The organism is Methylobacterium mesophilicum, assembly GCF_022179445.1.
Lineage (GTDB): Bacteria > Pseudomonadota > Alphaproteobacteria > Rhizobiales > Beijerinckiaceae > Methylobacterium > Methylobacterium mesophilicum.
This window is the reverse complement of the sequence record NZ_BPQU01000013.1, coordinates 72,808-96,856: the sequence shown is the minus strand read 5'-3', so window position 1 is coordinate 96,856 and position 24,049 is coordinate 72,808. Positions and strand designations below refer to the sequence as shown.

At 69.4% G+C, this 24,049-nt stretch carries 25 protein-coding genes; 15 read left to right on the top strand and 10 right to left on the bottom strand.

Annotated elements, in window-relative coordinates:
* Positions 1–213 precede the first annotated feature (213 nt).
* Together MFF40_RS14920 and MFF40_RS14915 are read right to left on the bottom strand one after the other, a co-directional pair.
* Positions 214–450: an AsnC family transcriptional regulator gene (locus MFF40_RS14920; protein WP_147854654.1), complete on the bottom strand. Its 237-nt coding sequence runs from the start codon at positions 448–450 to the stop codon at positions 214–216.
* Between the two features lie 157 nt (positions 451–607).
* Positions 608–817 carry a cold-shock protein gene (locus MFF40_RS14915; protein ID WP_007565868.1) on the bottom strand — a complete coding sequence of 70 codons (210 nt, stop codon included), beginning with the start codon at positions 815–817 and terminating at the stop codon, positions 608–610.
* Positions 818–1,134: 317 nt separating this feature from the next.
* On the opposite strand from MFF40_RS14915, the gene MFF40_RS14910 reads away from it, so the two are divergent.
* Entirely contained in the window at positions 1,135–1,524 is a 390-nt protein-coding gene (locus MFF40_RS14910; protein ID WP_147854655.1) for a hypothetical protein, read from the top strand.
* Between the two features lie 30 nt (positions 1,525–1,554).
* Here MFF40_RS14910 and MFF40_RS14905 read toward each other — a convergent pair whose 3' ends face one another.
* The gene (locus MFF40_RS14905) at positions 1,555–1,758 is read right to left on the bottom strand and encodes a hypothetical protein (protein ID WP_147854656.1); all 204 of its coding nucleotides are present in this window, start codon (positions 1,756–1,758) and stop codon (positions 1,555–1,557) included.
* Between the two features lie 144 nt (positions 1,759–1,902).
* Here MFF40_RS14905 and MFF40_RS14900 point away from each other — a divergent pair, with 144 nt between their 5' ends.
* The 4 genes from MFF40_RS14900 to MFF40_RS14885 all read left to right on the top strand — a co-directional run bounded on the left by MFF40_RS14900 (position 1,903) and on the right by MFF40_RS14885 (position 3,831).
* Complete coding sequence (locus tag MFF40_RS14900; protein ID WP_147896634.1) at positions 1,903–2,481, top strand: type 1 glutamine amidotransferase domain-containing protein; 579 nt, start codon at positions 1,903–1,905, stop codon at positions 2,479–2,481.
* 125 nt (positions 2,482–2,606) lie between these two features.
* On the top strand, positions 2,607–3,116 hold the full coding sequence (locus MFF40_RS14895) for a metallophosphoesterase (RefSeq protein WP_238261055.1): 510 nt from the start codon (positions 2,607–2,609) through the stop codon (positions 3,114–3,116).
* Between the two features lie 195 nt (positions 3,117–3,311).
* Entirely contained in the window at positions 3,312–3,602 is a 291-nt protein-coding gene (locus MFF40_RS14890) for a hypothetical protein (protein WP_238261095.1), read from the top strand.
* Between the two features lie 88 nt (positions 3,603–3,690).
* Positions 3,691–3,831 (top strand): hypothetical protein, encoded by a 141-nt coding sequence (locus tag MFF40_RS14885; RefSeq protein ID WP_187277700.1) that lies wholly within the window; start codon positions 3,691–3,693, stop codon positions 3,829–3,831.
* A gap of 450 nt (positions 3,832–4,281) precedes the next feature.
* Here the strand turns inward: MFF40_RS14885 and pqqA (MFF40_RS14880) are convergent, their stop codons facing one another.
* Both pqqA (MFF40_RS14880) and pqqA (MFF40_RS14875) read right to left on the bottom strand, forming a co-directional pair.
* A complete protein-coding gene (pqqA, locus tag MFF40_RS14880; protein ID WP_007559223.1) occupies positions 4,282–4,371 on the bottom strand; it encodes a pyrroloquinoline quinone precursor peptide PqqA in 90 nt (29 codons plus the stop codon).
* An 80-nt stretch (positions 4,372–4,451) separates the two neighbouring features.
* Positions 4,452–4,541: a pyrroloquinoline quinone precursor peptide PqqA gene (gene pqqA, locus MFF40_RS14875; protein WP_007559223.1), complete on the bottom strand. Its 90-nt coding sequence runs from the start codon at positions 4,539–4,541 to the stop codon at positions 4,452–4,454.
* Between the two features lie 433 nt (positions 4,542–4,974).
* On the opposite strand from pqqA (MFF40_RS14875), the gene mgtE reads away from it, so the two are divergent.
* Complete coding sequence (gene mgtE, locus MFF40_RS14870; RefSeq protein ID WP_147854659.1) at positions 4,975–6,345, top strand: magnesium transporter; 1,371 nt, start codon at positions 4,975–4,977, stop codon at positions 6,343–6,345.
* Between the two features lie 197 nt (positions 6,346–6,542).
* Here mgtE and MFF40_RS14865 read toward each other — a convergent pair whose 3' ends face one another.
* From MFF40_RS14865 to paoA, 4 genes are all read right to left on the bottom strand, one after another.
* Positions 6,543–8,084: an acetate--CoA ligase gene (locus tag MFF40_RS14865; RefSeq protein ID WP_238261053.1), complete on the bottom strand. Its 1,542-nt coding sequence runs from the start codon at positions 8,082–8,084 to the stop codon at positions 6,543–6,545.
* A 94-nt stretch (positions 8,085–8,178) separates the two neighbouring features.
* Positions 8,179–10,401: a xanthine dehydrogenase family protein molybdopterin-binding subunit gene (locus MFF40_RS14860; RefSeq protein WP_147896637.1), complete on the bottom strand. Its 2,223-nt coding sequence runs from the start codon at positions 10,399–10,401 to the stop codon at positions 8,179–8,181.
* Positions 10,402–10,424: 23 nt separating this feature from the next.
* Positions 10,425–11,399, bottom strand: a complete 975-nt coding sequence (locus tag MFF40_RS14855) for an FAD binding domain-containing protein (protein WP_147896638.1) — start codon at positions 11,397–11,399, stop codon at positions 10,425–10,427.
* 10 nt (positions 11,400–11,409) lie between these two features.
* Complete coding sequence (gene paoA, locus MFF40_RS14850; RefSeq protein WP_147896639.1) at positions 11,410–12,063, bottom strand: aldehyde dehydrogenase iron-sulfur subunit PaoA; 654 nt, start codon at positions 12,061–12,063, stop codon at positions 11,410–11,412.
* Positions 12,064–12,267: 204 nt separating this feature from the next.
* Between paoA and MFF40_RS14845 the strand changes: the two genes are divergently transcribed.
* From MFF40_RS14845 to lptB, 9 genes are all read left to right on the top strand, one after another.
* Positions 12,268–13,098 (top strand): aldo/keto reductase, encoded by an 831-nt coding sequence (locus tag MFF40_RS14845; RefSeq protein ID WP_147854432.1) that lies wholly within the window; start codon positions 12,268–12,270, stop codon positions 13,096–13,098.
* Between the two features lie 139 nt (positions 13,099–13,237).
* Entirely contained in the window at positions 13,238–14,248 is a 1,011-nt protein-coding gene (nadA, locus tag MFF40_RS14840) for a quinolinate synthase NadA (protein ID WP_147854433.1), read from the top strand.
* A gap of 2 nt (positions 14,249–14,250) precedes the next feature.
* Entirely contained in the window at positions 14,251–15,774 is a 1,524-nt protein-coding gene (locus MFF40_RS14835) for an L-aspartate oxidase (RefSeq protein WP_147896640.1), read from the top strand.
* Entirely contained in the window at positions 15,771–16,643 is an 873-nt protein-coding gene (gene nadC / locus MFF40_RS14830) for a carboxylating nicotinate-nucleotide diphosphorylase (RefSeq protein ID WP_147854738.1), read from the top strand. The genes MFF40_RS14835 and nadC overlap by 4 nt, the downstream gene beginning before the upstream one ends.
* A 279-nt stretch (positions 16,644–16,922) precedes the next feature.
* Entirely contained in the window at positions 16,923–18,803 is a 1,881-nt protein-coding gene (locus tag MFF40_RS14825; RefSeq protein WP_238261051.1) for a potassium transporter Kup, read from the top strand.
* A gap of 99 nt (positions 18,804–18,902) precedes the next feature.
* Positions 18,903–20,741, top strand: a complete 1,839-nt coding sequence (gene htpG, locus MFF40_RS14820) for a molecular chaperone HtpG (RefSeq protein WP_147856057.1) — start codon at positions 18,903–18,905, stop codon at positions 20,739–20,741.
* A 301-nt stretch (positions 20,742–21,042) separates the two neighbouring features.
* The gene (lptC, locus tag MFF40_RS14815; protein WP_147856058.1) at positions 21,043–21,762 is read left to right on the top strand and encodes an LPS export ABC transporter periplasmic protein LptC; all 720 of its coding nucleotides are present in this window, start codon (positions 21,043–21,045) and stop codon (positions 21,760–21,762) included.
* Positions 21,759–22,418, top strand: a complete 660-nt coding sequence (locus MFF40_RS14810; RefSeq protein ID WP_147856059.1) for an LptA/OstA family protein — start codon at positions 21,759–21,761, stop codon at positions 22,416–22,418. The genes lptC and MFF40_RS14810 overlap by 4 nt, the downstream gene beginning before the upstream one ends.
* Positions 22,415–23,275: an LPS export ABC transporter ATP-binding protein gene (gene lptB, locus MFF40_RS14805; RefSeq protein WP_147896642.1), complete on the top strand. Its 861-nt coding sequence runs from the start codon at positions 22,415–22,417 to the stop codon at positions 23,273–23,275. The genes MFF40_RS14810 and lptB overlap by 4 nt, the downstream gene beginning before the upstream one ends.
* Here the strand turns inward: lptB and MFF40_RS14800 are convergent.
* Positions 23,170–24,045 carry an MFS transporter gene (locus MFF40_RS14800; protein ID WP_147857255.1) on the bottom strand — a complete coding sequence of 292 codons (876 nt, stop codon included), beginning with the start codon at positions 24,043–24,045 and terminating at the stop codon, positions 23,170–23,172. The two genes, lptB and MFF40_RS14800, sit on opposite strands and share 106 nt — an antisense overlap.
* Positions 24,046–24,049: the final 4 nt, after the last annotated feature.

Genomic DNA, 24,049 nt, shown 5'->3' with positions numbered 1-24,049 from the left:
GGCACGGCCTGAGAGCCGACGATGCCGCTGCGCGGTGTTATGTGCCGGGTCCCGGGTCGCATTCCGCTGGCGCTGCATGTGCCCGGGAAAGGAGCGGCGGGAATACGCGCCATACGCCAGATCGACGACGCGCAAGAGCCGCGCTCGATCCGAGATCGAACACGGCTCCATACGTCACGAGCGGCTGGAATATCCCAGAAGGAACGGCGGCCCTCAGGCCGCCGCCGCCTCGCGGATGACCACGGCGTTGGGGGCCAGCCCCAGACGCTCGGCCAGATGCCAACGCAGTTCCCGCGGGGAGTGATAATTGTAGGACCGATCGATCAGGTTGCTCAGATCGGTCTTGGCCTCGGTCGCGGAATTGGCCCGGGCCAGCCGACCGACCCGGAAGGTCGATGCGTCGGTGACGGGGGAGCGGACGCCGCGGCGCCGCGTGTATTCGAACATCATTATCGTGTGTGTCTTTTCTTTTCTGGACCGGACGTCTGTGCGCGCCCGGCGTCGTTTCTGCTGGTTGCCTCCGACGCCCCCTCGTCCGGACGGTCTCGCCCGGATGGAAGCGTCGGAAGGGGGAGCCGCCGCGCGGCCGGTAAGAACCCGCTGGGGTTCAGGCCGCCTGAAGGTTGCCGGCGGCGTCCTTGCCGCTGCGCTTGTCCGTCAGGATCTCGTACGAGAGCCGCTGGCCCTCGACCAAGTTGCGCATCCCAGCCCGCTCTACGGCGGAGATGTGAACGAAAACGTCCTTGCCGCCATCGTCGGGCTGAATGAAGCCGTAGCCCTTGGTCTCGTTATACCACTTCACAGTGCCGGTATTCACGTAGGGTACCTCGTTCGTCCATAGGCCATGCGCACGGCGAAAAAGCCGCGCGATGCACCACGGTCTTGCTGGGTTGGCCAGTGTGGCAGGGCGCGAGACGCTGGGCGTTGAAAAGCGCCGGTCTCGGTGGGTAAGCCCCCCGACGCATCATTTAGGCGCTGGCTGCGGCGGCAACAAGGCGTTTCGGGCACAACTTCTGCGTCGCGGGCCGCGACGCGACCACCGCGGCGGCGTGACGCCCCCTGGGATTTCCGCCGGTCCCGATGCATATACGGAACGCGGACAGGCAGTTAAGGCGCGAGGCTCCCGGGCGATACATGGCAGGCATTTCGGTCTCGCTGGACGGTGCGAACATCCAGCTGTCCTTTCAGAAGGACGATCAGGCGACGGCGGTGGTGATGGATGCCCGCGCCGCGCGCGCGCTGGTGCGCGCCGTCGGCCAACTCCTCACGGCCATCGACGACACGGACGAGCCGGACCTGGGCGACGGCCTGGGCGACGAAGAAATCGCCATGCTGGACGTGACGTCCTCGGCGATCGAGATCGGCACCGACGAGGAGGGGCAGGCCGTCGTCGCACTTCAGGCGGGCGCGCTGCCGCCGTTCCAGTTGCGCCTGACGGACGAAGAGGCCCGCCACGTGGTGACGAGCCTCTCCGAGATCCTCAGCGCGCCGCGCGACGTACGCACCTCGCACGGCGGCCATTGATCACATCCGGTCGGATCACATCCGGTCGGATCACATCCGGGTGCCCGGGTCGGTGGGCGCCCCCGGGAAGACATCGGGCTCCGAGCCCGGCCCGCCCGGCTCGCCGATGCCGGGATCGTTCACGGGATAGGGCGAGCGCGGTCCGGTCGGTCCGATATCCGGCTCCTCGTCGGGCGTGGGCGGCGGAGGCGGCAGATCGCCGGGCGTAGGCTCGGGAAGGCCTGGGTTGGCCATGGCGGTCTCCTGTTGGTTTTCGAGATGCCGGACCAACGGGCCGCTCCTCCGGGGGTTCCAGGCGACGGCCTCGCGATCCGCCGCCATCGGAACACGGCCTATCGACCTCGGTTGTCCGGGCAAACCCCCAGAAGGAGGCTCGCCATGCCCGATATCCGCCAGGCCAAGATCCTGATCCTCGCCACAGACGGCTTCGAGGAAAGCGAACTGACCGTTCCGCAAGCCAGGCTGGCCGAAGCCGGCGCCTCCGTCGCGGTGTCGGCGCCGCAATCCCGCGAGAGCAAGGGTACGATCCGGGGCTGGGACAAGACCGATTGGGGCAAGGAGGTCGCGGTCGACATCGATCTCGAGCGCGTCGATCCCGCCGACTACGACGCCCTGGTGCTTCCGGGCGGCCAGATCAATCCGGACAAGCTCCGGCTCGAGCCCAAGGCCCTGGAGGTGATCCGGAGCTTCTTCACCTCCGGCAAGGTCGTGGCCGCGATCTGCCACGCCCCGTGGCTGTTGATCGAGGCGGGCGCGGCCAAGGGCCGCGACATGACCTCTTTCGCGTCGATCCGCACCGACGTGATCAACGCCGGTGGCCGCTGGCACGACCGGGAGGTGGTGACCGACCAGGGCGTCATCACCAGCCGCAACCCGGGCGACCTCGACGCCTTCTGCGCGAAGATCGTCGAGGAGATCCAGGAAGGCGGCCACGGCACCCGGCAGTTGGCGGCCTGAGGATTTCGCAAAGCGCCGATCCCGCGGTCAAGCCGCGGGATCGGCGCTGCCCTCTGCGGTTTCCGGTGGCCATCGCCATGGTCGGTCGTATGGACGTCGGGACGAACGCTTGAGGAATCGCACAGGTGGCCACCTTCTTCACGGGCGATACCCATTTCGGCGACCTGCGCGCGCTGCGCTTCGACCACAGGCCTTACCCGGATCTCGAAGCCCACGATGCCGGCCTGATCGCAGCCTGGAACGCCGCCGTGGCCCCCGGCGACACGGTCTGGCACCTCGGGGATTTCGCCCTCGGCCCGAGCGGGGCGCGGATCCGCGAGATCCTCGACGGGCTCAACGGCGAGAAGCACCTGATCGTGGGCAACAACGACGGTCCCGACACCCTTGAGGCCCCCGGCTGGGCCTCGGTGCGCCACTACGCGGAACGCGTGGTCGACGACCGGATGGTGGTGCTGTGCCACTATGCGTTCCGGACCTGGAACGGGATGGGCCGGGGCGCCCTCAACCTGCACGGCCACAGCCATGGCAAGCTCAAGCCGATGCCGAAGCAGTACGATGTCGGCGTCGACCCGATGGGTCCGGCCCCGGTTGGGCTCTCCGCAATCCTCACCTCGCGGCTCCATCGGAAGGCGTAGTCCGGCCGGAACCTTCACGGCAGCTTCACCGTTTCAGCGGACAGAGAGGGGGCGGTCTCGATCCGCTCCCGAGAAACCCCGGCGCCCCGCCTGCGGGATCGCCAGATTGACCGTTCCGTGAGTGATCCCGTGCGTATCCGTTCGGCCTCTCCCAAGACCGGCTTCTCCACCCAATCCGCCCTCGCCAAGTCGGCGTTGGTCGGGGCCCTGTCTCTCTTCGCTCTGAGCAACGCGGCGCTGGCCCTGCCGGCATGCCTCGATGCACAGCGCAAGGTGGACGAGGCCAGCGCCCTCCGCTTCCAGGCGCGCCAGGAGGCGCGGCTGGGGAACCACGACCTCGTCTGCGACACGCTGGACGAGGTCGGCGACCGCTACGACGACGCCCGTGACGCTTTCGAGCGCTGCGGCGAGGGCGTGGTGGCCATCGATCTGCGCAGCGAGCTGCGCGGTCTCCGCATCGCCAAGAAAATCAACCGCTGCGACTGACCGGGTGCGTCCGCGCACCGCATACGTTCAGGCCCTGCATCATCATCCCGACACGAGCGACGCACGTCGCCGACAAGGTTATGCGCCGATGACCACCGCCCTGCTGTCGTCCGACCTCCAGGCGCCCACCGCCGACCGCACCGGCCCGTCCTTCGCGGCCGCGCTCTGCGGCTTTATCAGCACGACCGTCGCCACGACGATGCTGCTGGTCCTGATCGGAACGCTCTGAGCCCCGGCGGCGTACGCCGCATCCGCATCACGACGCGGCTCCATCGGCTTCGCGGACGGGTTTGGGGCTGGTTCGGAAAACCCCTCAAATCACCGGGGCCGGTCGCCGAATCCATCGACGTGGCAGGGTATACCGTCAAGCGCCTCAATCCGGGCCTGCGTGCTGGACCTGCGACTGTCCTGTTTCTCTGCGTGTGACCGCTTCAGGCAGCGACAGGATTTGCGGCACCAGTCCGCGATTCGGACTGCGCGGACCAGCCTGATTTGCATGCTGAGGGCCTCGCCGCCGCACCGGAGGCCGGCTCCTGTCTGTATGGTTTCCTGGCAAGCTGAAGATCACGCCGCCTGACGCTCGGCAGGCAGATACCCAGCTTCCTCACTCTCAGACGCGCACGAAAAAGGCGCCGCTTCCTGCGAAGCGGCGCCTTTCTGTATTCAGAAGGTCGACGGCTTAGTTGAAGGTGTCGATCTCAGCCGACTCGTAGCTGGTGACTTCCATGCCGACGCAGATTTCGGAAACGATGGGGGCGGACCAAGCCATGATGTTCTCCAAGATTAGGAATGTTGGGACGAAGAAGACCTGAGTCACCGGGTCGTAAACAGACCCGGCGAAGGGTCAGCTCAGTTGAAGGTGTCGATCTCAGCCGACTCGTAGCTGGTGACTTCCATGCCGACGCAGATCTCGGACACGATGGGGGCGGACCAAGCCATGGCGTTTCTCCTCGGTGTTGCTGAGGACCATATAGGCAATATCTTGGGCGCAATACAAGCGAGCACAACACTTATATTTCTCATAGGGAGCTAGGGCGTAGGGCGCGCGGGCCGTCGCGACTTCCCGGCCACGCACCGTCGGGATCGAAGCGGCGAACGGGGAACACACGCTGGTTTCGGCTTGACGGACTATTCCCGTAGGGGCACGAGGCAGCCGCGTCGGGACGCCATGCGGGTGGCCCGCGCTCCCTTTCAGCATCGACAGCGAAGCGACGTGCCAGACCGATCGTGCCTGCCGTGTCCGGCGACGCGCCGTCATCCCGCCTGAGCCGCTGAGAGGCCCGGCCGCGGGGTGAGCGGCGTGGGCCGCCGGTCGCGGCCCTCAACCAGCAAGACCGGCGGCGCGCCGTCTCGTCATCCGCGAGGCGAGGCCATGAACGAGATCGCCCCCATCGACGCGCGCGTCGACCCGTCCGTGCTGGCCGCACGCCTGTCGGACGAGCGCGCCCCCGACATCGTCGAGGCCCTGAACGAGGAGGCCCCCGAGGTCGCCGCGGCGATCATCCTCGGCCTGCCGATGGATCGGGCGATCGAGGTGCTGGACCAGCCCGAACTCGATATGGCCGCCGACATCATCGAGATGCTGCCGCGCGACCGGGTGGCGGCCTACCTCTCGGGCATGTCGGCCGACCGGGTCACGGACGTGTTCCGAGAGATCGAGGAGCCCGGGCGCTCCGACCTGCGCGCCCGCCTCGACGCCGAGACCCGCGGCGCCGTCGACCGGCTGTCGGCCTACGGCGAGGAGACGGTCGGCTCGCTGATGACCACCGAGTTCGTCACGGTGCCGGGCACCTGGACGGTGGGCCAGACGCTGGAGCACATCCGCCACGTCGAGAAGACCCGCGAGACCATCTACGCGATCTTCGTGCTCGACCCGCGCACCCGGGCGCTGACCAAGGCGGTGCCCCTGCGCCGGCTGATCTCGGGCGACCCGAGCGACAACGTGCTCAGCGTCGCCCCGGGGCGACGGCCGCTCGCCGTCTCGCCGACGGCGAGCCGCGAGGAGGCGGCCCGGCTGATCTCGAAATACGACCTGCTGGCGCTGCCCGTGGTCGACGCCGTCGGGCACCTGATCGGCATCGTCACGGTGGACGACATGATCGACGCCATGGTCGAGAAGCAGACCCAGGACGTGCAGCGCTTCGGCGGCATGGAGGCGCTGCCCGAGCCCTACATGGATATCGGCTTCTTCACGATGATCCGGAAGCGCGCCGGCTGGCTCTGCGCGCTGTTCCTCTCCGAGATGCTCACCGCCTCGGCGATGCAGGGTTTTGAGGGTGAATTGGAGAAGGCGATCGTCCTGACCCTGTTCATCCCGCTGATCATGAGTTCGGGCGGCAATTCCGGCTCGCAGGCGACCTCCCTGCTGATCCGCGCGCTCGCCCTGCACCAGATCCGCCTCGGCGACTGGTGGCGGGTGGCGCTACGCGAATTGCCCACCGGGATCGTTCTGGGCAGCATCCTGGGGGTCATCGCGGTGATCCGGATCGTGGCCTGGCAGAAGCTCGGCCTGTACGATTACGGCGAGCATTGGCCGCTGGTGGCCGCCACCGTGGGTTCGGCGCTGATCGGGATCGTGATGTTCGGTTCGCTCGCCGGCTCGATGCTGCCGTTCATCCTGCAACGGATCGGCTTCGACCCCGCCACCGCCTCGGCCCCGTTCGTGGCCACGCTGGTCGATGTGACCGGGCTGGTGATTTATTTCTCCGTGGCGCTGCTGATCCTGCGGGGGACACTGTTGTAGGGGTGCGATTGCGGAAGCCCGCGGGCCCACAACTGCGGATCCGACAGAATAAGCCGCCCTGTCATTCCGGGCTCCGCTTCGCGGCCCCGGGATGACAGGGTGGATGTTTGCGTGCCGCAAGTAACGACCCGCGTCTTGAAAGTCCTCGAGTCCGATTAGTAATCGCTCATTTTGCAGAGGGGCTGGAGGATGCCACCTCACCCCACCGCCTCAACCAGCCGCTTGCGCTGCACCTTGCCGTTGGCGGTTCGGGGCAGGGCGTCGAGAAAGCGGATCTCCCGCGGGCGCTTGTAGGCGGCGAGCCGCGCCTCGCACCAGGCGAGCAGGGCCTCGGCGTCGGACTCGGCGCCGGGCTGGAGCACCACGAAGCCGCAGATCACCGAGACGTCGGCGCGCACCGGCAGCTCGGCCACCCCGACCTCCGCCACGGACGGATGAGCCGAGAGCACGACTTCGACCTCGTTCGGCGAGACCCGGTAGCCCACGGCCTTCATCAGGTCGTTGTTGCGGCCCTCGAACCAGACGTAGCCGTCGGCATCGAGCCGGGCGAGGTCGCCGCCGACGAACCAGTCGCCGCGCATCACCTCGGCCTCCTCGTCGGGGCGGTTCCAGTACCCGAGCATCAGCGCGGGCTCGGAGCGGTGCACCGCCAGGAGGCCGGTCTCACCGGCCGGCAGCGGCACGGGCTCCCCCTCCACCGGCAGGATCGCCACGCGCCGGCCGGGCTGCGGCCGGCCCGGGGAGCCCGGGCGCACCGGTATGGTGGGGCCGCTGGAGATGTAGGTCGAGATCTCGCTCATCCCGAGCGCCTCGTAGAGCGGCTTGCCGGTGGCGCGGGTCCAGGCCTCGAGCAGCTCGATCGACAGCGGCTCGCCCGCGGTGCAGCCGTGGCGCAGGCTCGACAGGTCGTGGCTTTCGAGGGCGCCGTACTTCAGGATCTGACGGTAGAGGGTCGGGACCGCGGCGAACAGGGTGGCGCTGTACGCCGCGATCAGGCGCGGCCAGACCGACGGGTCGCGGGGGCCGTTGTAGAGCACCGCGGTGGCACCCACCGACCACGGATCGCTCAGGCCGACGCCCAGCGTGTAGGTCCAGTTCATGGTGCCGGCATGCAGCATCACGTCGGACTCGCCGAGCCCGATCCAGTGCGCGACCATGGGCCAGCGGCCGTAGGCCGCCCGGTGGGCATGGAGCACCCCCTTGGGCCGGCTGGTCGTGCCGGAGGTGTAGATCAGCATCGCCGGGTCGTCGGCGGCGGTGTCGGCGTAGTCCGGCAGCGGGGCGGTGCCCTTCAGGGCGGTGATTGCGGCGGCGTCGAGCAGGATGCGGCCCCCCAGGGCCTCGGGCGGCACCGTGCACCCGCCGCCGACCACGACCGCCCGGGCGCCGGAATTCTCCATCAGGAAGGCGGCCTCGCCCTCGGTCAGCTGGGGCGAGGACGGCAGGGCCACCAAGCCCGCGGCCAGGGCGCCGAAATAGACCAGGACGTAATCGGCCTCGTTGCCCATCCGGATCATCACCCGGTCGCCGGGCGTCAACCCGAGCCCGAGCAGCCCCGCCGCGATGCTGCGCACCGCCCGGTCGACCTCGCCGAAGCTGAGCCGGCTCACGGTGCCGTCGCCGACCAGCACCAGCGCGGTCTTGTCCGGGCGCAGCCGCGCGTTCTCGGCCAGACAGTACCGGGCCGCGTTGAAGCGGGCCGGGGGGTGGCGCTCATGGGGCCGGAGGGCGTCGGACAAAGGGCGTTCCCCGCGTCTTGGGTTTTGCCCGGGTGTCCCGCATCGGCGCGCCACCCGTCAACCGTGGGTGAGGCGAACGCCGATGCGGACCGCGTCAGGTCCGGCGCTGGGCCTGGCCCTCCTGCTCCTCGAAGCCCTTGAGCACCTTGTCGAGGGTCATGGGGTATTCGCGGATCCGGATGCCGGTGGCGTTGTGGATCGCGTTGGCCAGGGCGGCCCCGGCACCGCAGATGCCGAGCTCGCCGAGCCCCTTGCTCTTCAGCGGATTCGTCTTGTCGTCGAGCTCGGGCAGGAACACCGCGTCGATCACCGGCACGTCGGCATGGACCGGCACGTGGTACTCGGCCATGTCGTGGTTGACGAAGAAGCTGTAGCGGGGATCGACCACCGCATCCTCCATCAAGGCCGCGCCGACGCCGAAGGTCATGCCGCCGATCGCCTGGCTCCGCGCAGTCTTCGCGTTGAGGATGCGGCCGCCGGTGAAGACACCCAGCATTCTACGAAGCCTGATCTCCCCGGTATCGGCATCGACGCCGACTTCCGCGAAGTGTGCGCCGTAGGAGTACTGCGAGAATTTCTGCTTCATCTCCCCAGGCTTGATCTCTCCGGCGGCTTCCAGACCGGTGCCGGCGAGGTCTTTCAGCGATTCCGTGCGGTTGCCCGACGTCACGGCGCCGTCCCGGAAAGTCGCGCCCTCCGGGTTCAGGTCGCCCGCCTTCAGCAGCGCCTGCCGGAGGTTGTCGCAGGCGACGTAGAGCGCGGAGCCCGCCGATCCGGCCCCGAAGGAGCCTCCGGATCCGGCCGCGAAGGGGAAGTCGGTATCGCCCATCTCAACCCGGACCCGCTCAACCGGAAGCCCCAGCATCTCGCCGGCGATCTGGGTCAGGATCGTGTAGGTGCCGGTGCCGGGATCGGTCATGGCCATGCGCACGACCAGCACCCCGTCGGGCCCGAGCCGCACCTTGGCGGAGGACGGCATCAGCGGGTTGAGCCGGGCGGCGGCCGACATGCCCATGCCGACGAGCCAGTTGCCCTCGCGCCGGCTGCCCGCCGCCTGGCGCTTGTCCCAGCCGAACAGCCGTGCGCCCTCGCGCATGCAGGGCACGAGCTGGCGCGTGGAGAACGGCACCTTCTTCTCGGGGTCCTCGGCGGGCTCGTTGCGCACCCGCAGTTCGACGGGGTCGATCTTCAGGCGCTCGGCCAGCTCGTCCATGGCGCACTCGAAGGCGAGCTGCCCCACGGCCTCGCCCGGCGCGCGCATCGCCGAGGCGATCGGCATGTTCAGGTTGACGAGCCGGTGGCGTGTCACCCGGTTCTGCGCCGCGTAGAGCGAGCGGGTGACGTTGGCGGACGTCTCGAAGAAGCCGTCGCCCTCGGCCGTGTCGGACCAGGATTCGTGCCCGATCGCCGAGAGACGCCCGTCCTTGTCGGCCCCCAGGCGAATGCGCTGGATCGTGTCGGTGCGGTGGGTCGCGACGTGGAATTCCTGTTGCCGGGTCATCGCGACCTTCACGGGACGCCGGATCACCTTGGAGGCCAGGATCGCCAGCGTCGCCTCCGGCTGCACCTGCAGCTTCGCGCCGAAGCCGCCGCCGATATAGGGGCTGACGATCCTCACCTTCTCAGGGGGCAGCTTGAGCACCGAGCCCAGCGCCTTCTGGCCGCGGTTCGGCATCTGGTTGGCGGTGTGCAGCACCACGCCGTCGACCTCCCAGGACGCGATGGTCGCGTGCGGCTCCATCTGGGCGTGGATCTGCGGCGGCGTCGTATATTCGACGTCGAGCTTCACCGGAGCCGCCGCGAAGGCTGTATCGAAGTCGCCGAGCTTCGAGTCCGGTGGCGAGTTCACGGGCTTCGGCTCGTAGGCTGCCGCCATGTTGTCCTTGAGCAAGCCCTTGGGCTTGGCCGCGTCGTAGCGGACCTTCACCAGCATGGCGGCGGCCCGGGCCTGCTCGAAGGTCTCGGCGACCACGAACGCCACGGGCTGCCCGTAGAACTTGATCTCGGTGCCCTGGAGCTGCGGCCAGACCTGCTCCTTCTTCTCACCCTGCTCCGGCACGTTCTCGTGGGTCAGGACCAGGATCGTCCCCGGGGCCCGGCGCGCGGCCTCCGCGTCGATCGCCCGGATCGTGCCGGCCGCGATGGTCGCCGGGACGATGTACCCGTAGGCCGGGTTCTTGAGCGCCTTGGTCTCGTAGGCGTAGGGCGCGTGCCCGGTGACCTTCAGCGGCCCGTCGACCCGGTCCAGCGGCTTCCCGACGAGGCCGTCGGGACGGTCGTCGAGGGGCGTCCGGCCGATCGGCTGGTTCATCTCCATGGGACTTGTCCTTGCCGGGTTCTTTACGCGCGGGTCGCCTGCGCCATGACGGCGCGCAGGGTCCGCCGCGTCAGCGGGATCTTGAAGTCGTTGGCGCCGTAGCCGCGGGCGCCCTTCAGCACCGCGTCGGCGGCGGCATCGGCGGAGCCGGTCCGCACCAGCGCCTCCTCGGCCTCGGCCACGCGCCAGGGCTTGTGCGCCAGGCCGCCGAAAGCGAGCCGCGCCATGGTCGGCTTGCCCCCCTCGGCATTCGCGATGATTGCGGCCACCGACACGGTCGCGAAGGCGTAGGACGCCCGGTCGCGGACCTTGCGGTAGATGTGCTGGCCGGCCACCGGCTTCGGCAGGGTCACCGCGGTGATGATCTCGCCCTTGCGCAGGTCGGTCTCGATCTGTGGCGTGTCGCCCGGAAGCCGGTGGAACTCGGCGATCGGAATGGTCCGCGCCTGCCCGGCCGGATCCATGGTCTCGACGGTGGCGTCGAGCGCCCGCATCGCGACGTTCATGTCGGACGGGTTGGTGGCGATGCAGGCCTCGCTCGTCCCGAGCACCGCCATGATCCGGTTGAAGCCGCCGATCGCGGAACAGCCGGAGCCGGGCTCGCGCTTGTTGCAGGGCATCGCGGTGTCATAGAAGTAGTAGCAGCGCGTCCGCTGGAGCAGGTTGCCGGCGGTGGTCGCCTTGTTGCGCAGCTGGCCCGAGGCGCCGGCGAGCAGGGCCTTCGCCAGAACCGCGTAATCCTTGCGCACCCGCGCGTCCGCAGCGAGGTCGGAGTTGCGCACCAGTGCCCCGATGCGCAGGCCGCCCTCCGGCGTCGCTTCGACCTTGTCGAGGGGCAGCCGGTTGACGTCGATCAGCGTCGCCGGGGTCTCGATCTGGAGCTTCATCAGGTCGAGCAGGTTGGTGCCGCCGGCGATGAACTTCGCATTCGGCCGCTCGGCCGCGAGCTTGGCTGCGTCCTGCACGGTGGCCGGACGCTCGTAGGTGAAAGCCTTCATGTCCGCCCCCTCAGAGGTTGCTGGCGGCGGTATCGCGGATCGCCGCGACGATGTTCGGGTAGGCACTGCAGCGGCAGATGTTGCCGCTCATCCGCTCGCGGATCTCGTCGTCGCTAAGGCTCGGGGTGGACGCGATATCCTCGGTGACGTGGCTGGGCCATCCCGCCTTGGCCTCGCTCAGCATGCCGACGGAGGAGCAGATCTGGCCGGGCGTGCAGTAGCCGCACTGGAAGCCGTCATGCTCGATGAAGGCGGCCTGCATCGGGTGGAGCGTGTCTCCGGTCGCCAGGCCCTCGATCGTCGTGATCGCGTCGCCGTCGTGCATCACTGCCAGCGTCAGGCAGGAATTGATCCGCCGGCCATCCACCAGAACCGTGCAGGCACCACACTGGCCGTGGTCACAGCCCTTCTTGGTGCCGGTGAGGGCAAGGTGCTCCCGCAGGGCGTCGAGCAGGGTCGTGCGCGTGTCCAGGGCCAAGTCGCGTGCCTGGCCGTTGATCGTGAGGCGCACCGGCATCGTCTGCGGGGCTGGATCACCCGGTGCCGCGGCCGCGGCGGACGCCGGCCGGAGCCCGAGGGCGCCGAATGCCCCGGCTGCGGCGCAGCCTTCCACGACAGCGCGACGCGTGAGAGCGAACGGCTTCGTCGGAGTGTCGTCTGTCATGCTGCTATCCCGCCCATGCGCGACGCTCACGGCGAGGCGCAGCCTGGAATTCAATGTCCCAACGTCAGCGCCCGTGGATTAGATCCGATCCAGACTGCGCCCCTTCACCGCGGCCATTCCCCGTGGCGTATGATCTCTGCCCTGGTCGATCCCTTGGTCCGATCCAGGTGAAACGGGCGGAACACATCGTCCGGAGTGCTCAGTATGGCCGTCACTGTCCCGACCTTGCCCCTCAACGATGGGCGCCGCATCCCGCAGATCGGCTTCGGATGCTGGCAATTGTCGGAGTCCCAGGCTCCCGATCTCGTCGGCCACGCACTCAGCGCGGGGTATCGCCTGATCGACACCGCCGCCGCCTACGGCAATGAGGAAGGCGTCGGCCGCGGTATCCGCGAATCGTCGGTCCCGCGTGAGGAGGTGTTCCTCACCACCAAACTCTGGAACGATCGCCAGGGCCGGGATGCGACGCGGCAGGCCTTCGACGAGAGCCTCAAGCGCCTGGGCCAGGATCATGTCGACCTCTACCTGATCCACTGGCCCTGTCCGCAGCGGCGCCTGTTCGTGGAAAGCTGGCGGTCCATGATCCAGCTGCGCGACGAAGGTCGCGCGAAATCGATCGGCGTCTCGAACTTCACCCCGGAGCACATCGCCACGTTGATCGGCGAGACCGGCGTCGCGCCAGCCGTCAACCAGATCGAACTCCACCCGCATTTCCAGCGGAAGGAGCCCCGTGCCGACGATGCCCGGCACACGATCGTCACCGAGTCGTGGAGCCCGCTCGGCCGGGGCAAGGAGCTGAACGACCCGGTCATCGTCGCCATCGCCCAGGCGCACGGTAGGAGCCCGGCCCAGGTGGTGCTGCGCTGGCAGGTGCAGATCGGCTGTGTCGCGATCCCGAAGACCGCCCGACCCGAGCGTATCGTCGAGAATGTCTCGGTCTTCGATTTCGCGCTCAGCGATCAGGAGATGACCCAGATCGCCGGCCTCGACCGGCCCGACGGGCGGATCGGGCCCGATCCCGCCACCTTCTGCTGAGCGCACCAGCCCTTGTGCGGCGCGGCATGACACTGCGCCGCAAAAGATTTATGCTCAAGGCTAGCATATCTAGACAGACGGGTCCGGCGCCCATAAGTTAGACGGCACAATGCTCAAACTGAGCATAATGGAGGACGCCATGACGGCGACCGTGTCACCCGTCTCCCGTACGTCGGTTCCGGGCCTGCCGCTGCCGGATCTCTACGCCCGTGTCAGCCGCCACGTTCCCGCGATCGAATGGCCGGCGCTCGCCCCCGATATCGAGGCGATCCTGCGGCTGAAGCGCGAGCGCAACGCCGTGATCCTGGCCCACAATTACCAGGCGCCGGAGATCTTCCACACGGTGGCCGACATCGTCGGCGACAGCTTGGCGCTGGCGCGCGAGGCGGTGAACGTCGAGGCGCAAGTGATCGTGCTGGCGGGCGTCCACTTCATGGCCGAGACCGCCAAGCTCCTGAACCCGAGCAAGACCGTACTGATCCCGGACATGGGCGCGGGCTGCTCGCTGGCCGATTCGATCACGGCCGCCGACGTGCGCGGCCTGCGGGCGAAGTACCCGGGCGTGCCGATCGTGACCTACGTGAACACCTCGGCCGCCGTGAAGGCCGAGTCGGACCTGTGCTGCACGAGCGGCAACGCCGTCGCCGTGGTGCGGTCGCTGAACGCGCCCCGGGTCCTGATGATCCCGGACGAGTTCCTGGCCCAGAACGTCCAGGCCGAGGTTCCCGAGGTCGAGATCCTGACCTGGGCCGGCCATTGCGAGGTGCACGAGCGCTTCACGCCCGCCGACATCCGCGACGTGCGGGACAGCTATCCCGGCGTCACGGTGATCGCGCACCCGGAATGCCCGCCGGACGTCGTGGCCGAATCGGACTTCTCCGGTTCCACCGCGATGATGATGGACTTCGTGCTGCAGAAGCGCCCGAGCCAGGTCGTGTTGGTGACCGAGTGCTCCATGGCCGACAACATCGCGGCGGCGAACCCGGACATCGAGTTCATCAAGCCCTGCAACATGTGCCCGCACATGAAGCGGATGAGCCTGAAGAACATCCGCCGCGCGCTGGAGACGCTGACCCACGAGGTCACGGTCGATCCCGCCTTGGCCGACCGCGCCCGGGCGGCGGTCGAGCGCATGCTGCTGGTGCGCTGACGATGAACGCCGTCTCTCCCAACATGGCCGACCGCGTCGTCGTGGTCGGCGGCGGCGTCGCCGGCCTCAGCGTCGCGCTGCGGCTCGCGCCGCGTCCGGTGACTCTGATCACCGCCGCGGCCCTGGGCCTCGGCACCGCCACCGGCTGGGCCCAAGGCGGTATCGCCGCCTCGGTCGGCGCCGACGACGCGCCGTCGCTCCACGCGGCCGACACCGAGGCTGCCGGCGCCGGGCTGACCGAGCCCGATGTGGCGCTCCGGGTCGCCCGGGCGGGCCCCGGGCTGATCGATTGGCTGGTGCGGATCGGCGTCCCGTTCGACCGCACCGAAGACGGCGCCCTGGCGCTCGGCCTGGAGGCGGCGCACGGGCGCCGCCGCATCGTCCGCTCCGGCGGCGACGCCACCGGCGCCCGGGTCCTCGAAGGGCTGGTGCGGGCGGTCCTGTCCGCGCCCTCCATCGAAGTCGTCGAGGCTCGCGCCTGCGACCTGCTGCGGGATACGCGTGGCGCGGTGGCCGGGATCGTGGCCGAGCGCGACGGCGCCCGCTTCCGAATCCCGGCCCGCGCCGTGGTGCTGGCCACCGGCGGCGTCGGCGCCCTCTACGCGGCGACCACGAACCCGCCCGGCGCCCTCGGCGGCGGTCTCGCGCTGGCCGCCCGGGCCGGGGCGGTGATGCTCGACATGGAGTTCGTGCAGTTCCACCCGACCGCGATCGCGGCCGGGGCCGACCCGATGCCGCTGGCCACCGAGGCGTTGCGCGGGGAGGGGGCCCGGCTGATCGACGAGACCGGCGAAGCCGTCATGGCCGGGATCACCGGGGGCGACCTCGCCCCGCGCGACGTGGTCGCCCGGGGCATCTTCCAGGCGCTGCAACGCGGCCGCATTGTCTATCTCGACGCGCGCGGCGCCCTCGGGGCGGCGATGCCGAAGCGGTTCCCGACGGTGGCGGGTCTCTGCGCCGCCGCCGGCATCGACCCGGCCGTGCAGCCGATCCCGGTCCGCCCGGCAGCCCACTACCACATGGGCGGCGTGAAGGTGGACGCGCACGGCGCCACGTCGGTGCCGGGCCTCTTTGCCTGCGGCGAGGTCTCGTCCACGGGCCTCCACGGTGCGAACCGGCTCGCCAGCAATTCCCTGCTGGAAGGGCTCGCCTATGCCGGCTTCATCGCCGAGGCCCTCGATGCGCCGCTTCCCGGCGCGATCATACCCGAGACTGTGGGCCCCCGTTCGGTCGCGGATCTGTTGTCGATCCGCAGGCTGATGGAGGCGCAGGTCGGCGTGGTCCGCGATGCCGCCGGCCTCGAGCAGGCGGTCGCCATGCTCGAACCCCGCAGTGAAACCTGCGACGCCGCCCTGGTGGCGCTGATGATCGCCCGCGGCGCGCTCACCCGCCGGGAGAGCCGCGGCGCCCACTGGCGCAGCGATTTCCCGCATATCGCCCCGGCAGCCCACACGGATACGACGCTCGCTACGCCGAACGCCGAGCGCCGCGAGACCACGGCCGCCGCGACGGAGCTGACATCATGACGCGATCGGTCCTGACGGAAGAGATCCTGCCCCTGCCGCGTCTTCTGGTCGAGCCGGTGGTGCGGGCCGCCCTGGTCGAGGATCTCGGCCGGGCCGGCGACATCACCACCGACGCGATCGTGCCGCCCGGCGAGCGGATGCGCGGCGTCATCGCGTCCCGCCAGGACGGGGTGATCTCCGGCACCGACGCCGCCGCGATCGCGTTCGCGCTCATCGACCCGGCCGTGACCGTGACGGTCGAGCGCGGCGACGGGGCCCGGGTCGCGCCCGGCGACGTGGTGTTGCGGCTCGACGGGCCGGCCCGGGCGATCCTGACGGCCGAGCGCGTCGCCCTGAACCTGCTCTGTCGGATGTCGGGGGTCGCGACGGCGACGAACGGCCTCGTCGAGGCGGCGCGCCCGCACGGCAAGGCCTCGATCGTCTGCACCCGCAAGACGACGCCGGGCCTGCGCGCCCTCGAGAAGCACGCGGTGCGGGCCGGCGGCGGCTCGAACCACCGCTTCGGCCTCGACGATGCCGTGCTGATCAAGGACAACCACGTGGCGGTGGCCGGTGGCATCGTGCCGGCGATCCAGCGGGCCCGGGCACGGGCCGGCCACCTGGTGAAGATCGAGTGCGAGGTCGACAGCCTGGAGCAGCTCGAGGAAGCCCTCTCGGTCGGCGTGGATGCGGTCCTCCTCGACAATATGGGCCCCGACCTGCTGACCCGCGCCGTGGCGATGATCGACGGCCGCGCCCTCTCGGAAGCCTCCGGCCGCATCACCCGCGAGACCGTGGGCGCCGTCGCGGCCTCGGGCGTGGACCTGATCTCCTGCGGCTGGATCACCCACTCGGCGGCGATCATCGACCTGGGGCTGGACGCCGCCTGAGAGATCTTGCTCCCTCGCCGCCAGCGGGAGGGAGCAACGCGCTTCATTCGACCGTCATCACGTTCGGGTGACAAGTCTTCGCCGCGGTCGTGGCGGAGACGGATCCAGTCTTTCGCGACGCATCCGGCTTGCTAAGGTCGCGCACGTCAGTGCCGCCCTCGACTGGATACGCCCGTGCGCCAAGCCTTCAGTCCCGCGGCTGGTCCTGCGGTCCCTCTGCCTGCCGCGCCGGTGGCGCGAAAGCCGGGTGCCGTTCGGCATGGGCCCGGGCCCGCGCTGATGATGGGGGCGCTCGGCGTCGTCTATGGGGATATCGGCACCAGCCCGCTCTACGCCTTCAAGGAGGCCGTGAAGGCGGCCACCGCCGGGGGCGCCGCGGTGCCGGCCGCGGCGCTCGGGGCCGTGTCGCTGATCCTGTGGTCGCTGATCCTGATCGTGTCGCTGAAATACGCGGTGCTGATCCTGCGCGCGGACAATCGGGGCGAGGGCGGCATCGTCGCCATGCTGGCGCTGCTGGGCGCCCGGCAGGCGCAGCCCGGCACGTGGAAGGCCGTGCTCCTGGTGGTCGGCCTCGTCGGCGCGGCTTTGCTCTACGGAGACGGTGCGATCACTCCGGCGATCTCGGTGCTCTCGGCCATCGAGGGGCTGAAGGTCGACGCGCCGGTGCTGACACCGTTCGTGGTGCCGATCACCCTGGTGATCCTGGTCGCGCTGTTCGCCGTCCAGCACAAGGGCGTGGCGGTGATCGGCCGGGTGTTCGGTCCAGTGATGCTCGTCTGGTTCACGGTACTGGTCCTCCTGGCGATCCCCAGCATCCTGCGGGCGCCGGAGATCCTGGGGGCGGTCAATCCGTGGCGGGCCGTAGACTTCCTGGCCCATGCCGGCTGGCACGTGAGTTTCATGATGCTGGGCGCGGCCTTCCTGGCGGTTACCGGCGGCGAGGCGATGTACGCCGATCTCGGCCATTTCGGCGCCCCGGCGATTCGCGCGGCTTGGTTCGGCCTCGTGCTGCCGGCCCTGCTGATCCACTATTGCGGCCAGGGCGCCCTGCTGATCGCCGACCCGGGCGCAATCGAGAACCCGTTCTACCTGCTGGCCCCCGACTGGGCGCATTACCCGCTGGTGGCGCTGGCCACGATGGCCACCGTCATCGCCTCGCAGGCTGTGATCTCGGGGGTGTATTCGCTGACCCAGCAATCGATCCAGCTCGGCTTCATGCCAATGATGCGGGTGGTCCATACCGACCAGGACGAGCGCGGCCAGATCTACGTGCCGGCGGTGAACTGGCTGCTCGCCGCGGGGACCCTCACTGCCGTGGTGGTGTTCGGCTCCTCCGACGCGCTGGCCGGCGCCTACGGGATCGCGGTCTCGGCGCTGATGGGCATCACCACCCTGCTCGCCGCGCTGATCGCGCTCCGTTGGGGCTACAACCCGATCCTGGTCGTGGCGGTCAACGGTTTTTTCCTCGCCATCGACGCTCTGTTCTTCGCCGCCAACAGCGTGAAGCTGTTCGAGGGCGGCTGGTTTCCCCTGGTGCTGGCCGCGGCGGTCGCGTTCCTGATGCTGACCTGGATGAAGGGCAACCACGTCCTCGAGGCGGTGCGCGAGACCATGCGCCAGCCCGAGGCGACGTTCTTGGCCCGCCTCGCCTCGCACCCGCCGGTGACGCTGCCTGGAACCGCAGCCTTCCTCACCGCAGCCACCGAGGGCATTCCCATGGCCCTGGGCCGGCTGGTCGAGCGCAGCCGATGCCTGCATGAGCGCATCCTGCTGATCACCGTGATCTACGAGGAGGCGCCGGTGATCCCCGCTGAGGAGCGGGCGCAGGTTACCCTGGTCGCTCAAGGTATCCGCAAGGCGATCTCGAAATACACCCCCGGGATGGAGCGCGTCGTGCTGCGCTACGGCTTCATGCAGACCGCCTCGATTCCCGAAGGCCTACAATGCGCCGTGAGGAGCGGGCTGCTCCCGCCGGAATACCTGGAGGATCTGACCTACTTCGTCGGCCACGAGGTGGTCATCCCGTCGAAGAAACCCGGCATGGCCTTATGGCGCCAGGGGCTGTTCGCCTTCCTGAAGCGCAACGCCGAGCGCACCGGCGCCCATTTCTGCTTGCCGACCCGGCAGATCGTGGAGGTTGGAACAGAAATCGAGATCTGAGCCGCTCACGTCCCGCCGATCCCGTCGCCGCCTCATTGAAAACGGCCGGGCGGGCGGGCATATCGCCACCGCATTTTCCCCTATGCGGAGGCATTACCCGTGAGCGAGACGATTGAGCGGCACGAGTTCGGGGCGGAGGTGGGTCGGCTCCTCGACCTCGTCGTGCACGCGCTCTATTCCGACCGCGAGATTTTCCTGCGCGAACTCGTCGCCAACGCCGCCGACGCCATGGACCGGCGCCGGTTCGAGGCGCTGACCTCGGCGGCGAGCGCGCTGCCGCCGGACGCCAAGGTCCGGATCGTACCCGACAAGGAGGCGCGCACGCTGACCGTCTCGGATGCCGGCATCGGCATGACCAAGGAGGATCTGGCGTCCAACCTCGGCACCATCGCCCGCTCCGGGACGCGGGCCTTCTCGCAGACGCTGGATGCGGCCAAGGCCGAGGATCGTCCGAGCCTGATCGGCCAGTTTGGCGTCGGCTTCTACTCGGCCTTCATGGTCGCTGACCGGGTCACGGTCACGTCGCGCCGCGCCGGCAGCGACGAGGCCTGGACTTGGGCGTCGGAGGGCCAGGGCAGCTACACCCTGGAGCCCGCGACCCGGCCTGAGCCCGGCACCGACATCGTACTGCACCTCAAGGCGGACGCCGACGAGTACCTCGAACCCTACCGCCTCGATCACCTCGTGCGGAAATGGGCCGACTTCATCACCGTGCCGATCGCCATCGCGCGGGACGGCAAGGACGAATCGGCCAACCAGGGCACCGCGCTCTGGCGCAAGTCGAAATCCGAGGTGAGCGAGGAGCAGTACGATGAGTTCTACCACGCCCTCGGGATGAACTTCGACAAGCCGTGGGCGACCCTGCACTGGCGCGCCGAGGGCCAGCTGGAATTCTCCGCGCTGCTGTTCGTGCCCGGCGCGAAGCCGTTCCAGGCGCTGGAGAACGACCGGCAGAGCAAGGTCCGCCTCCACGTCCGCCGGATGTTCATCACCGACGAGGCCGAGTTGCTGCCGTCGTGGCTGCGCTTCGTCCAGGGCGTCGTCGACACCGAGGATCTTCCGCTCAACGTCTCCCGCGAGATGCTGCAATCGACCCCGGCGCTCGCCCGGATCCGCCGGGCCGTCACCGGCCGCGTCGTGTCCGAGCTGACCACCCGCGCCAAGGATGCCGAGAGCTACCAGACCTTCTGGGAGAACTTCGGCGCGGTGCTCAAGGAGGGCATCTACGAGGATTTCGAGCGCCGGGGCGAGATCGCGCCCCTGCTGCGCTTCCGCTCCTCTGCCGTGGACGGCTGGACCTCGCTGCCGGACTACGTGGCCCGCATGAAGGACGGCCAGGACGCGATCTACTATCTCGTGGCCGACGACGCGGAGGCGCTGAAATCGTCCCCGCAGCTCGAAGGCTTCAGGGCCCGGGGCCTGGAGGTGCTGCTGCTCTCCGACCACGTCGATGCCTTCTGGCCGGACCAACTCGGCAACTTCGAGGAGAAGCCGCTCAAGTCGATCACCAAGGGCGGCCTCGACCTGTCGAAGTTCGCACCCGAGGGTGACCAGCCGGAGACGCCGGAAGGCATCGACGCCTTCGTGGCGGCTGTGAAGGCGGCGCTGGCCGGTGAGGTCTCGGACGTGCGCACCACCGACCGGCTGGTCGATTCGGCCGTGGTGCTCTCGGCCGGTACCGCCGGCCCCGACCTGCAGATGCAGCGGCTGATGCGCCGCGCCGGCCGCGGCGGTGCCGGGCAGCCGGTGCTGGAGATCAACCCGCGCCATCCGCTGATCCGGGCCCTGGCGACCGCACCCGAATCGGAGATCTCCCAGGAAGCCGGCACGTTGCTCGACCTCGCCCGGATCCAGGACGGCGACAGCCCCCGTGATCCGGCCGCCTTCGCCCGCACCGTCGCGGCGGCGTTGGCCGCGGCTCGGAGTGCTTCGCGCTGACGTTCCGGCGCCGACGCGTCGCAGCCGGTCCCGAATCGTTCGGGGCCGGCTGCGACGCGACGTCGGCGCTGGCTGCAAGGCCGAGCTCTTCGCGGGCCCGATGCTGGCGACTATGCGTGTGTGCTCACGCACATCGGCGTCGAAAGTTTCTAAGTTCGGTTGATCATTCCGAAACGGGCGAGCCATAACTTCGCCACTGGTCGGGACCATGTCCCGACCGGAGGCGCGGGCGCGGTGGGGGCCGCAGGCGTCTGAGCCGATTCCTCACTCGCGCGCGGCCTGCGCGCCTCACGGACGCTGCATGAACCCGGTCGAGGCTCAAGCCGGCAACGGACAGGCGGTCGCGGCGGCACGCACGCGGGCTCACGCCCGGGCGTACCGCCACAGCGGCCGCGTGCGCACGATGCGCCGTCTCATCCCGGTTGCGGCGGGTGGCTCGGTGGCGCTGTTGCTCGCCTACCTGTTCAATCCGTTCGGGACGAGCCTGCCGGGGGTCTCGGTCGGCCCCGTGACGGTGGCCGGCTCCAAGGTCCGCATGGAGAATCCCCGGCTCGCGGGCTTCCGCCAGGGCAACCGCGGGTACGAGGTGACGGCCGATGCCGCCCTGCAGGACGTGCGCAAGCCGAGCCTGATCGAACTGGAGCGGATGCGCGGCCACCTCGCCACCGACGACCAGGGCGGGGTCGCCCGGCTCTCGGCGGCCTCCGGCCTGTTCGACACCGCCCGCGAGGCGCTCGATCTCAAGGACGACATCCGCATCTGGACCGACCGGGGCGAGGAAGCCCGCCTGCGCTCGGCCGCGGTGGTGTTCAAGACCGGCGCGGTGAGCTCCCAGGAGCCGGTCACCGTCTCGACCCCGCGCGCCACCGTGAACGCCAATGCCCTCGACGTGGTCGAGAACGGCAAGCGCATCTCGTTCGTCGGGAGCGTCCACGTCGTGATCGTGAACGACGACCCGGCCGACAAGGCGCCCTCGCGCATCCTGACCTCGAACGCCGAGCCCGCGGAAACCGGCCGATGAGCGCGCGCGCAACCCTCTGCGCGGCCCTGGCCGCTTGCCTGGCACTCGCCGGCCCCGCGCTGGCCGAGAAGCCGGCCAAGAAGGACTCGCCCTTCGGCAATATCGGCGGCGGCGGCAAGGATCCGATCAAGATCGACGCCGACCGCCTCGACGTGTTCGACCGGGAGAACCGGGCGGTGTTCGTCGGCAACGTCGTGGCCGTGCAGGGGGAGAGCACGATCCGCTGCTCGACCATGACGGTCTACTACAAGCGCGGCAAGGATTCCTCCGACAAGGCCGACGCGAAGGCGGCGGATGCGGGTTCCGAGGCCCCGGCACCCAAAAATCCGGCCGAGAACGGCATCCAGAAGGTGGATTGCGCCGGCCCGGTCACGGTGGTCCAGAAGGATCAGGTCGCCACCGGCGATCATGCGGTGTTCGACCAGGACGCCAAGCGCATCGTGCTCACCGGCAACGTCGTACTGAGCCAGTGCCAGAACGTCACCCGCGGTCAGCGGCTGGTCTACGACATGGGCACCGGGCGCGCGAACATGGACCCGGTGGCCGGCGGACGCGTCTCGGCCCTGTTCGTGCCCGGCGAGAAGGCCGACGCCAAGGATGGCAAGGCGAAGGGCTGCGCGCAGCCGCCGGTCAAGCCGCGGGCGCAGGTCAATTGAGCGGCGCGGTCGCGTTCCGGGCGGAGCCGCAGGACGCGGCGGCCCGCCCTACGCTGCTCGGCCGTCTGTTCGGCCGGCGCGCGAGCCCGCCCGTCGCGGATGCCGACGAAGTCGCCGCCGCGGAAGTGGGCGGCCCCGGCATCCTCAGCGTCCGCGGCCTGCGCAAGAGCTACGGCGCCCGCACCGTGGTGCACGAGGCCGGGCTGACGGTCCGCACCGGCGAGGCGGTCGGGCTGCTCGGGCCGAACGGCGCCGGCAAGACCACGATCTTCTACATGATCACTGGGCTGGTGGTGGCCGATCGCGGCCATATCACCCTGGACGGCCTGCCGATCACCCACCTGCCCATGTACCAGCGGGCGCGGCTCGGCATCGGCTACCTGCCGCAGGAAGCCTCGATCTTCCGCGGGCTGACCGTCGAGGACAACATCCGCGCGGTGCTCGAAGTGGCCGAGCCCGACCGCAAGGCCCGCGCGCGCAAGCTCGATTCCCTGCTCGAGGAGTTCGATATCGCGCGGCTGCGCAAGTCGCCCTCGATCGCGCTATCGGGCGGCGAGCGGCGGCGCTGCGAGATCGCCCGGGCGCTCGCCTCGTCGCCGACCTTCATGCTGCTCGACGAGCCGTTTGCCGGCATCGACCCGATCGCGGTGGGCGACATCCAGGATCTGGTGAAGCACCTCAAGCAGCGCGGCATCGGCGTGCTGATCACCGACCACAACGTCCGCGAGACCCTGGGCCTGATCGACCGCGCCTACATCGCCCATTCCGGCCGCATCCTCACGGAGGGGACCCCGGAGGAGATCGTGGCGAACCCCGACGCGCGGCGGCTGTATCTCGGCGAGGATTTCAGGCTGTGACGGCCACCTCTCGGCGTGGTCGTCTGCGCCTGAGAGCCAGCAGCGCGAGCGTGGCCGCAGCCATGCATCCTGCAGCCAGCAGAAGAGCCGCGGATCCACCGAACCGGGTCAGTACCGCCGCGAAGGTCGGCGGCGACAGGGCCGAAGCTAGGTTGAGCGGCGATGCGATTCGCGACGCAGCCTGGGCGTAGCTCGCCCGCTCGTAGAACACGAGCGGGATGGTCACCCGCGCCACCGCGAGCGCACCGCTCCCGAGGCCGTAGAGCAGGATGAACGAACGCGCCGGCCGCGGTGGGGCCGCCGTCGGCGGCTGCCAGCAGCGATAGAGCTGCGAGGACGGCGAGCGCCGCGATCAAGCCGGTGCTCAGTCCGTCCCAACGGCCGCCGCCGAGGAAATCCACCGCCCGGGCGCCGATCTGGATCACCCCGAGAGCCGCGCCGTAGCCGATCGCCTCCGATCGGCTCAGACCTTCGGCGACCAGCCATTCGACCGGGATGTTGCTGAGGCCGAAGCCGACAAAGGCGATGAGCGCGGTGGCGCCGGCGATCAATCCGAGGAGCCCGCGACCCGACGCCGGCTCGATTGGTGCCGCGTCCTGCAGCGGCTGCGCGGTGTTCCCCAGAACTTGGAGCGGTACGCCGTACCGGTAGAGCGGCACGCAAACGAGCCACATCGCACCGCCGTAGAGGGCGCAGGTTCCCCGCCAACCGACCTGATCGCTCAGGAACGCCGTCGTGGGCCAGAACAGGCTGCTGGACAGGCCGGTCATGAGT

What these genes read in the sequence shown, in the direction of transcription:
- MFF40_RS14845 (WP_147854432.1), top strand. Translation starts at nt 12,268, where the DNA reads ATGGCCGTCACTGTCCCGACCTTGCCCCTCAACGATGGGCGCCGCATC.
- MFF40_RS14835 (WP_147896640.1), top strand. Translation starts at nt 14,251, where the DNA reads ATGAACGCCGTCTCTCCCAACATGGCCGACCGCGTCGTCGTGGTCGGC.
- MFF40_RS14885 (WP_187277700.1), top strand. Translation starts at nt 3,691, where the DNA reads ATGACCACCGCCCTGCTGTCGTCCGACCTCCAGGCGCCCACCGCCGAC.
- lptC (WP_147856058.1), top strand. Translation starts at nt 21,043, where the DNA reads ATGAACCCGGTCGAGGCTCAAGCCGGCAACGGACAGGCGGTCGCGGCG.
- MFF40_RS14800 (WP_147857255.1), bottom strand. Translation starts at nt 24,045, where the DNA reads ATGACCGGCCTGTCCAGCAGCCTGTTCTGGCCCACGACGGCGTTCCTG.
- paoA (WP_147896639.1), bottom strand. Translation starts at nt 12,063, where the DNA reads ATGACAGACGACACTCCGACGAAGCCGTTCGCTCTCACGCGTCGCGCT.
- MFF40_RS14905 (WP_147854656.1), bottom strand. Translation starts at nt 1,758, where the DNA reads ATGGCCAACCCAGGCCTTCCCGAGCCTACGCCCGGCGATCTGCCGCCT.
- nadA (WP_147854433.1), top strand. Translation starts at nt 13,238, where the DNA reads ATGACGGCGACCGTGTCACCCGTCTCCCGTACGTCGGTTCCGGGCCTG.
- MFF40_RS14910 (WP_147854655.1), top strand. Translation starts at nt 1,135, where the DNA reads ATGGCAGGCATTTCGGTCTCGCTGGACGGTGCGAACATCCAGCTGTCC.
- mgtE (WP_147854659.1), top strand. Translation starts at nt 4,975, where the DNA reads ATGAACGAGATCGCCCCCATCGACGCGCGCGTCGACCCGTCCGTGCTG.
- MFF40_RS14855 (WP_147896638.1), bottom strand. Translation starts at nt 11,399, where the DNA reads ATGAAGGCTTTCACCTACGAGCGTCCGGCCACCGTGCAGGACGCAGCC.
- pqqA (WP_007559223.1), bottom strand. Translation starts at nt 4,371, where the DNA reads ATGGCTTGGTCCGCCCCCATCGTTTCCGAAATCTGCGTCGGCATGGAA.
- MFF40_RS14825 (WP_238261051.1), top strand. Translation starts at nt 16,923, where the DNA reads ATGATGGGGGCGCTCGGCGTCGTCTATGGGGATATCGGCACCAGCCCG.
- MFF40_RS14810 (WP_147856059.1), top strand. Translation starts at nt 21,759, where the DNA reads ATGAGCGCGCGCGCAACCCTCTGCGCGGCCCTGGCCGCTTGCCTGGCA.
- MFF40_RS14900 (WP_147896634.1), top strand. Translation starts at nt 1,903, where the DNA reads ATGCCCGATATCCGCCAGGCCAAGATCCTGATCCTCGCCACAGACGGC.
- pqqA (WP_007559223.1), bottom strand. Translation starts at nt 4,541, where the DNA reads ATGGCTTGGTCCGCCCCCATCGTGTCCGAGATCTGCGTCGGCATGGAA.
- MFF40_RS14860 (WP_147896637.1), bottom strand. Translation starts at nt 10,401, where the DNA reads ATGGAGATGAACCAGCCGATCGGCCGGACGCCCCTCGACGACCGTCCC.
- MFF40_RS14920 (WP_147854654.1), bottom strand. Translation starts at nt 450, where the DNA reads ATGATGTTCGAATACACGCGGCGCCGCGGCGTCCGCTCCCCCGTCACC.
- nadC (WP_147854738.1), top strand. Translation starts at nt 15,771, where the DNA reads ATGACGCGATCGGTCCTGACGGAAGAGATCCTGCCCCTGCCGCGTCTT.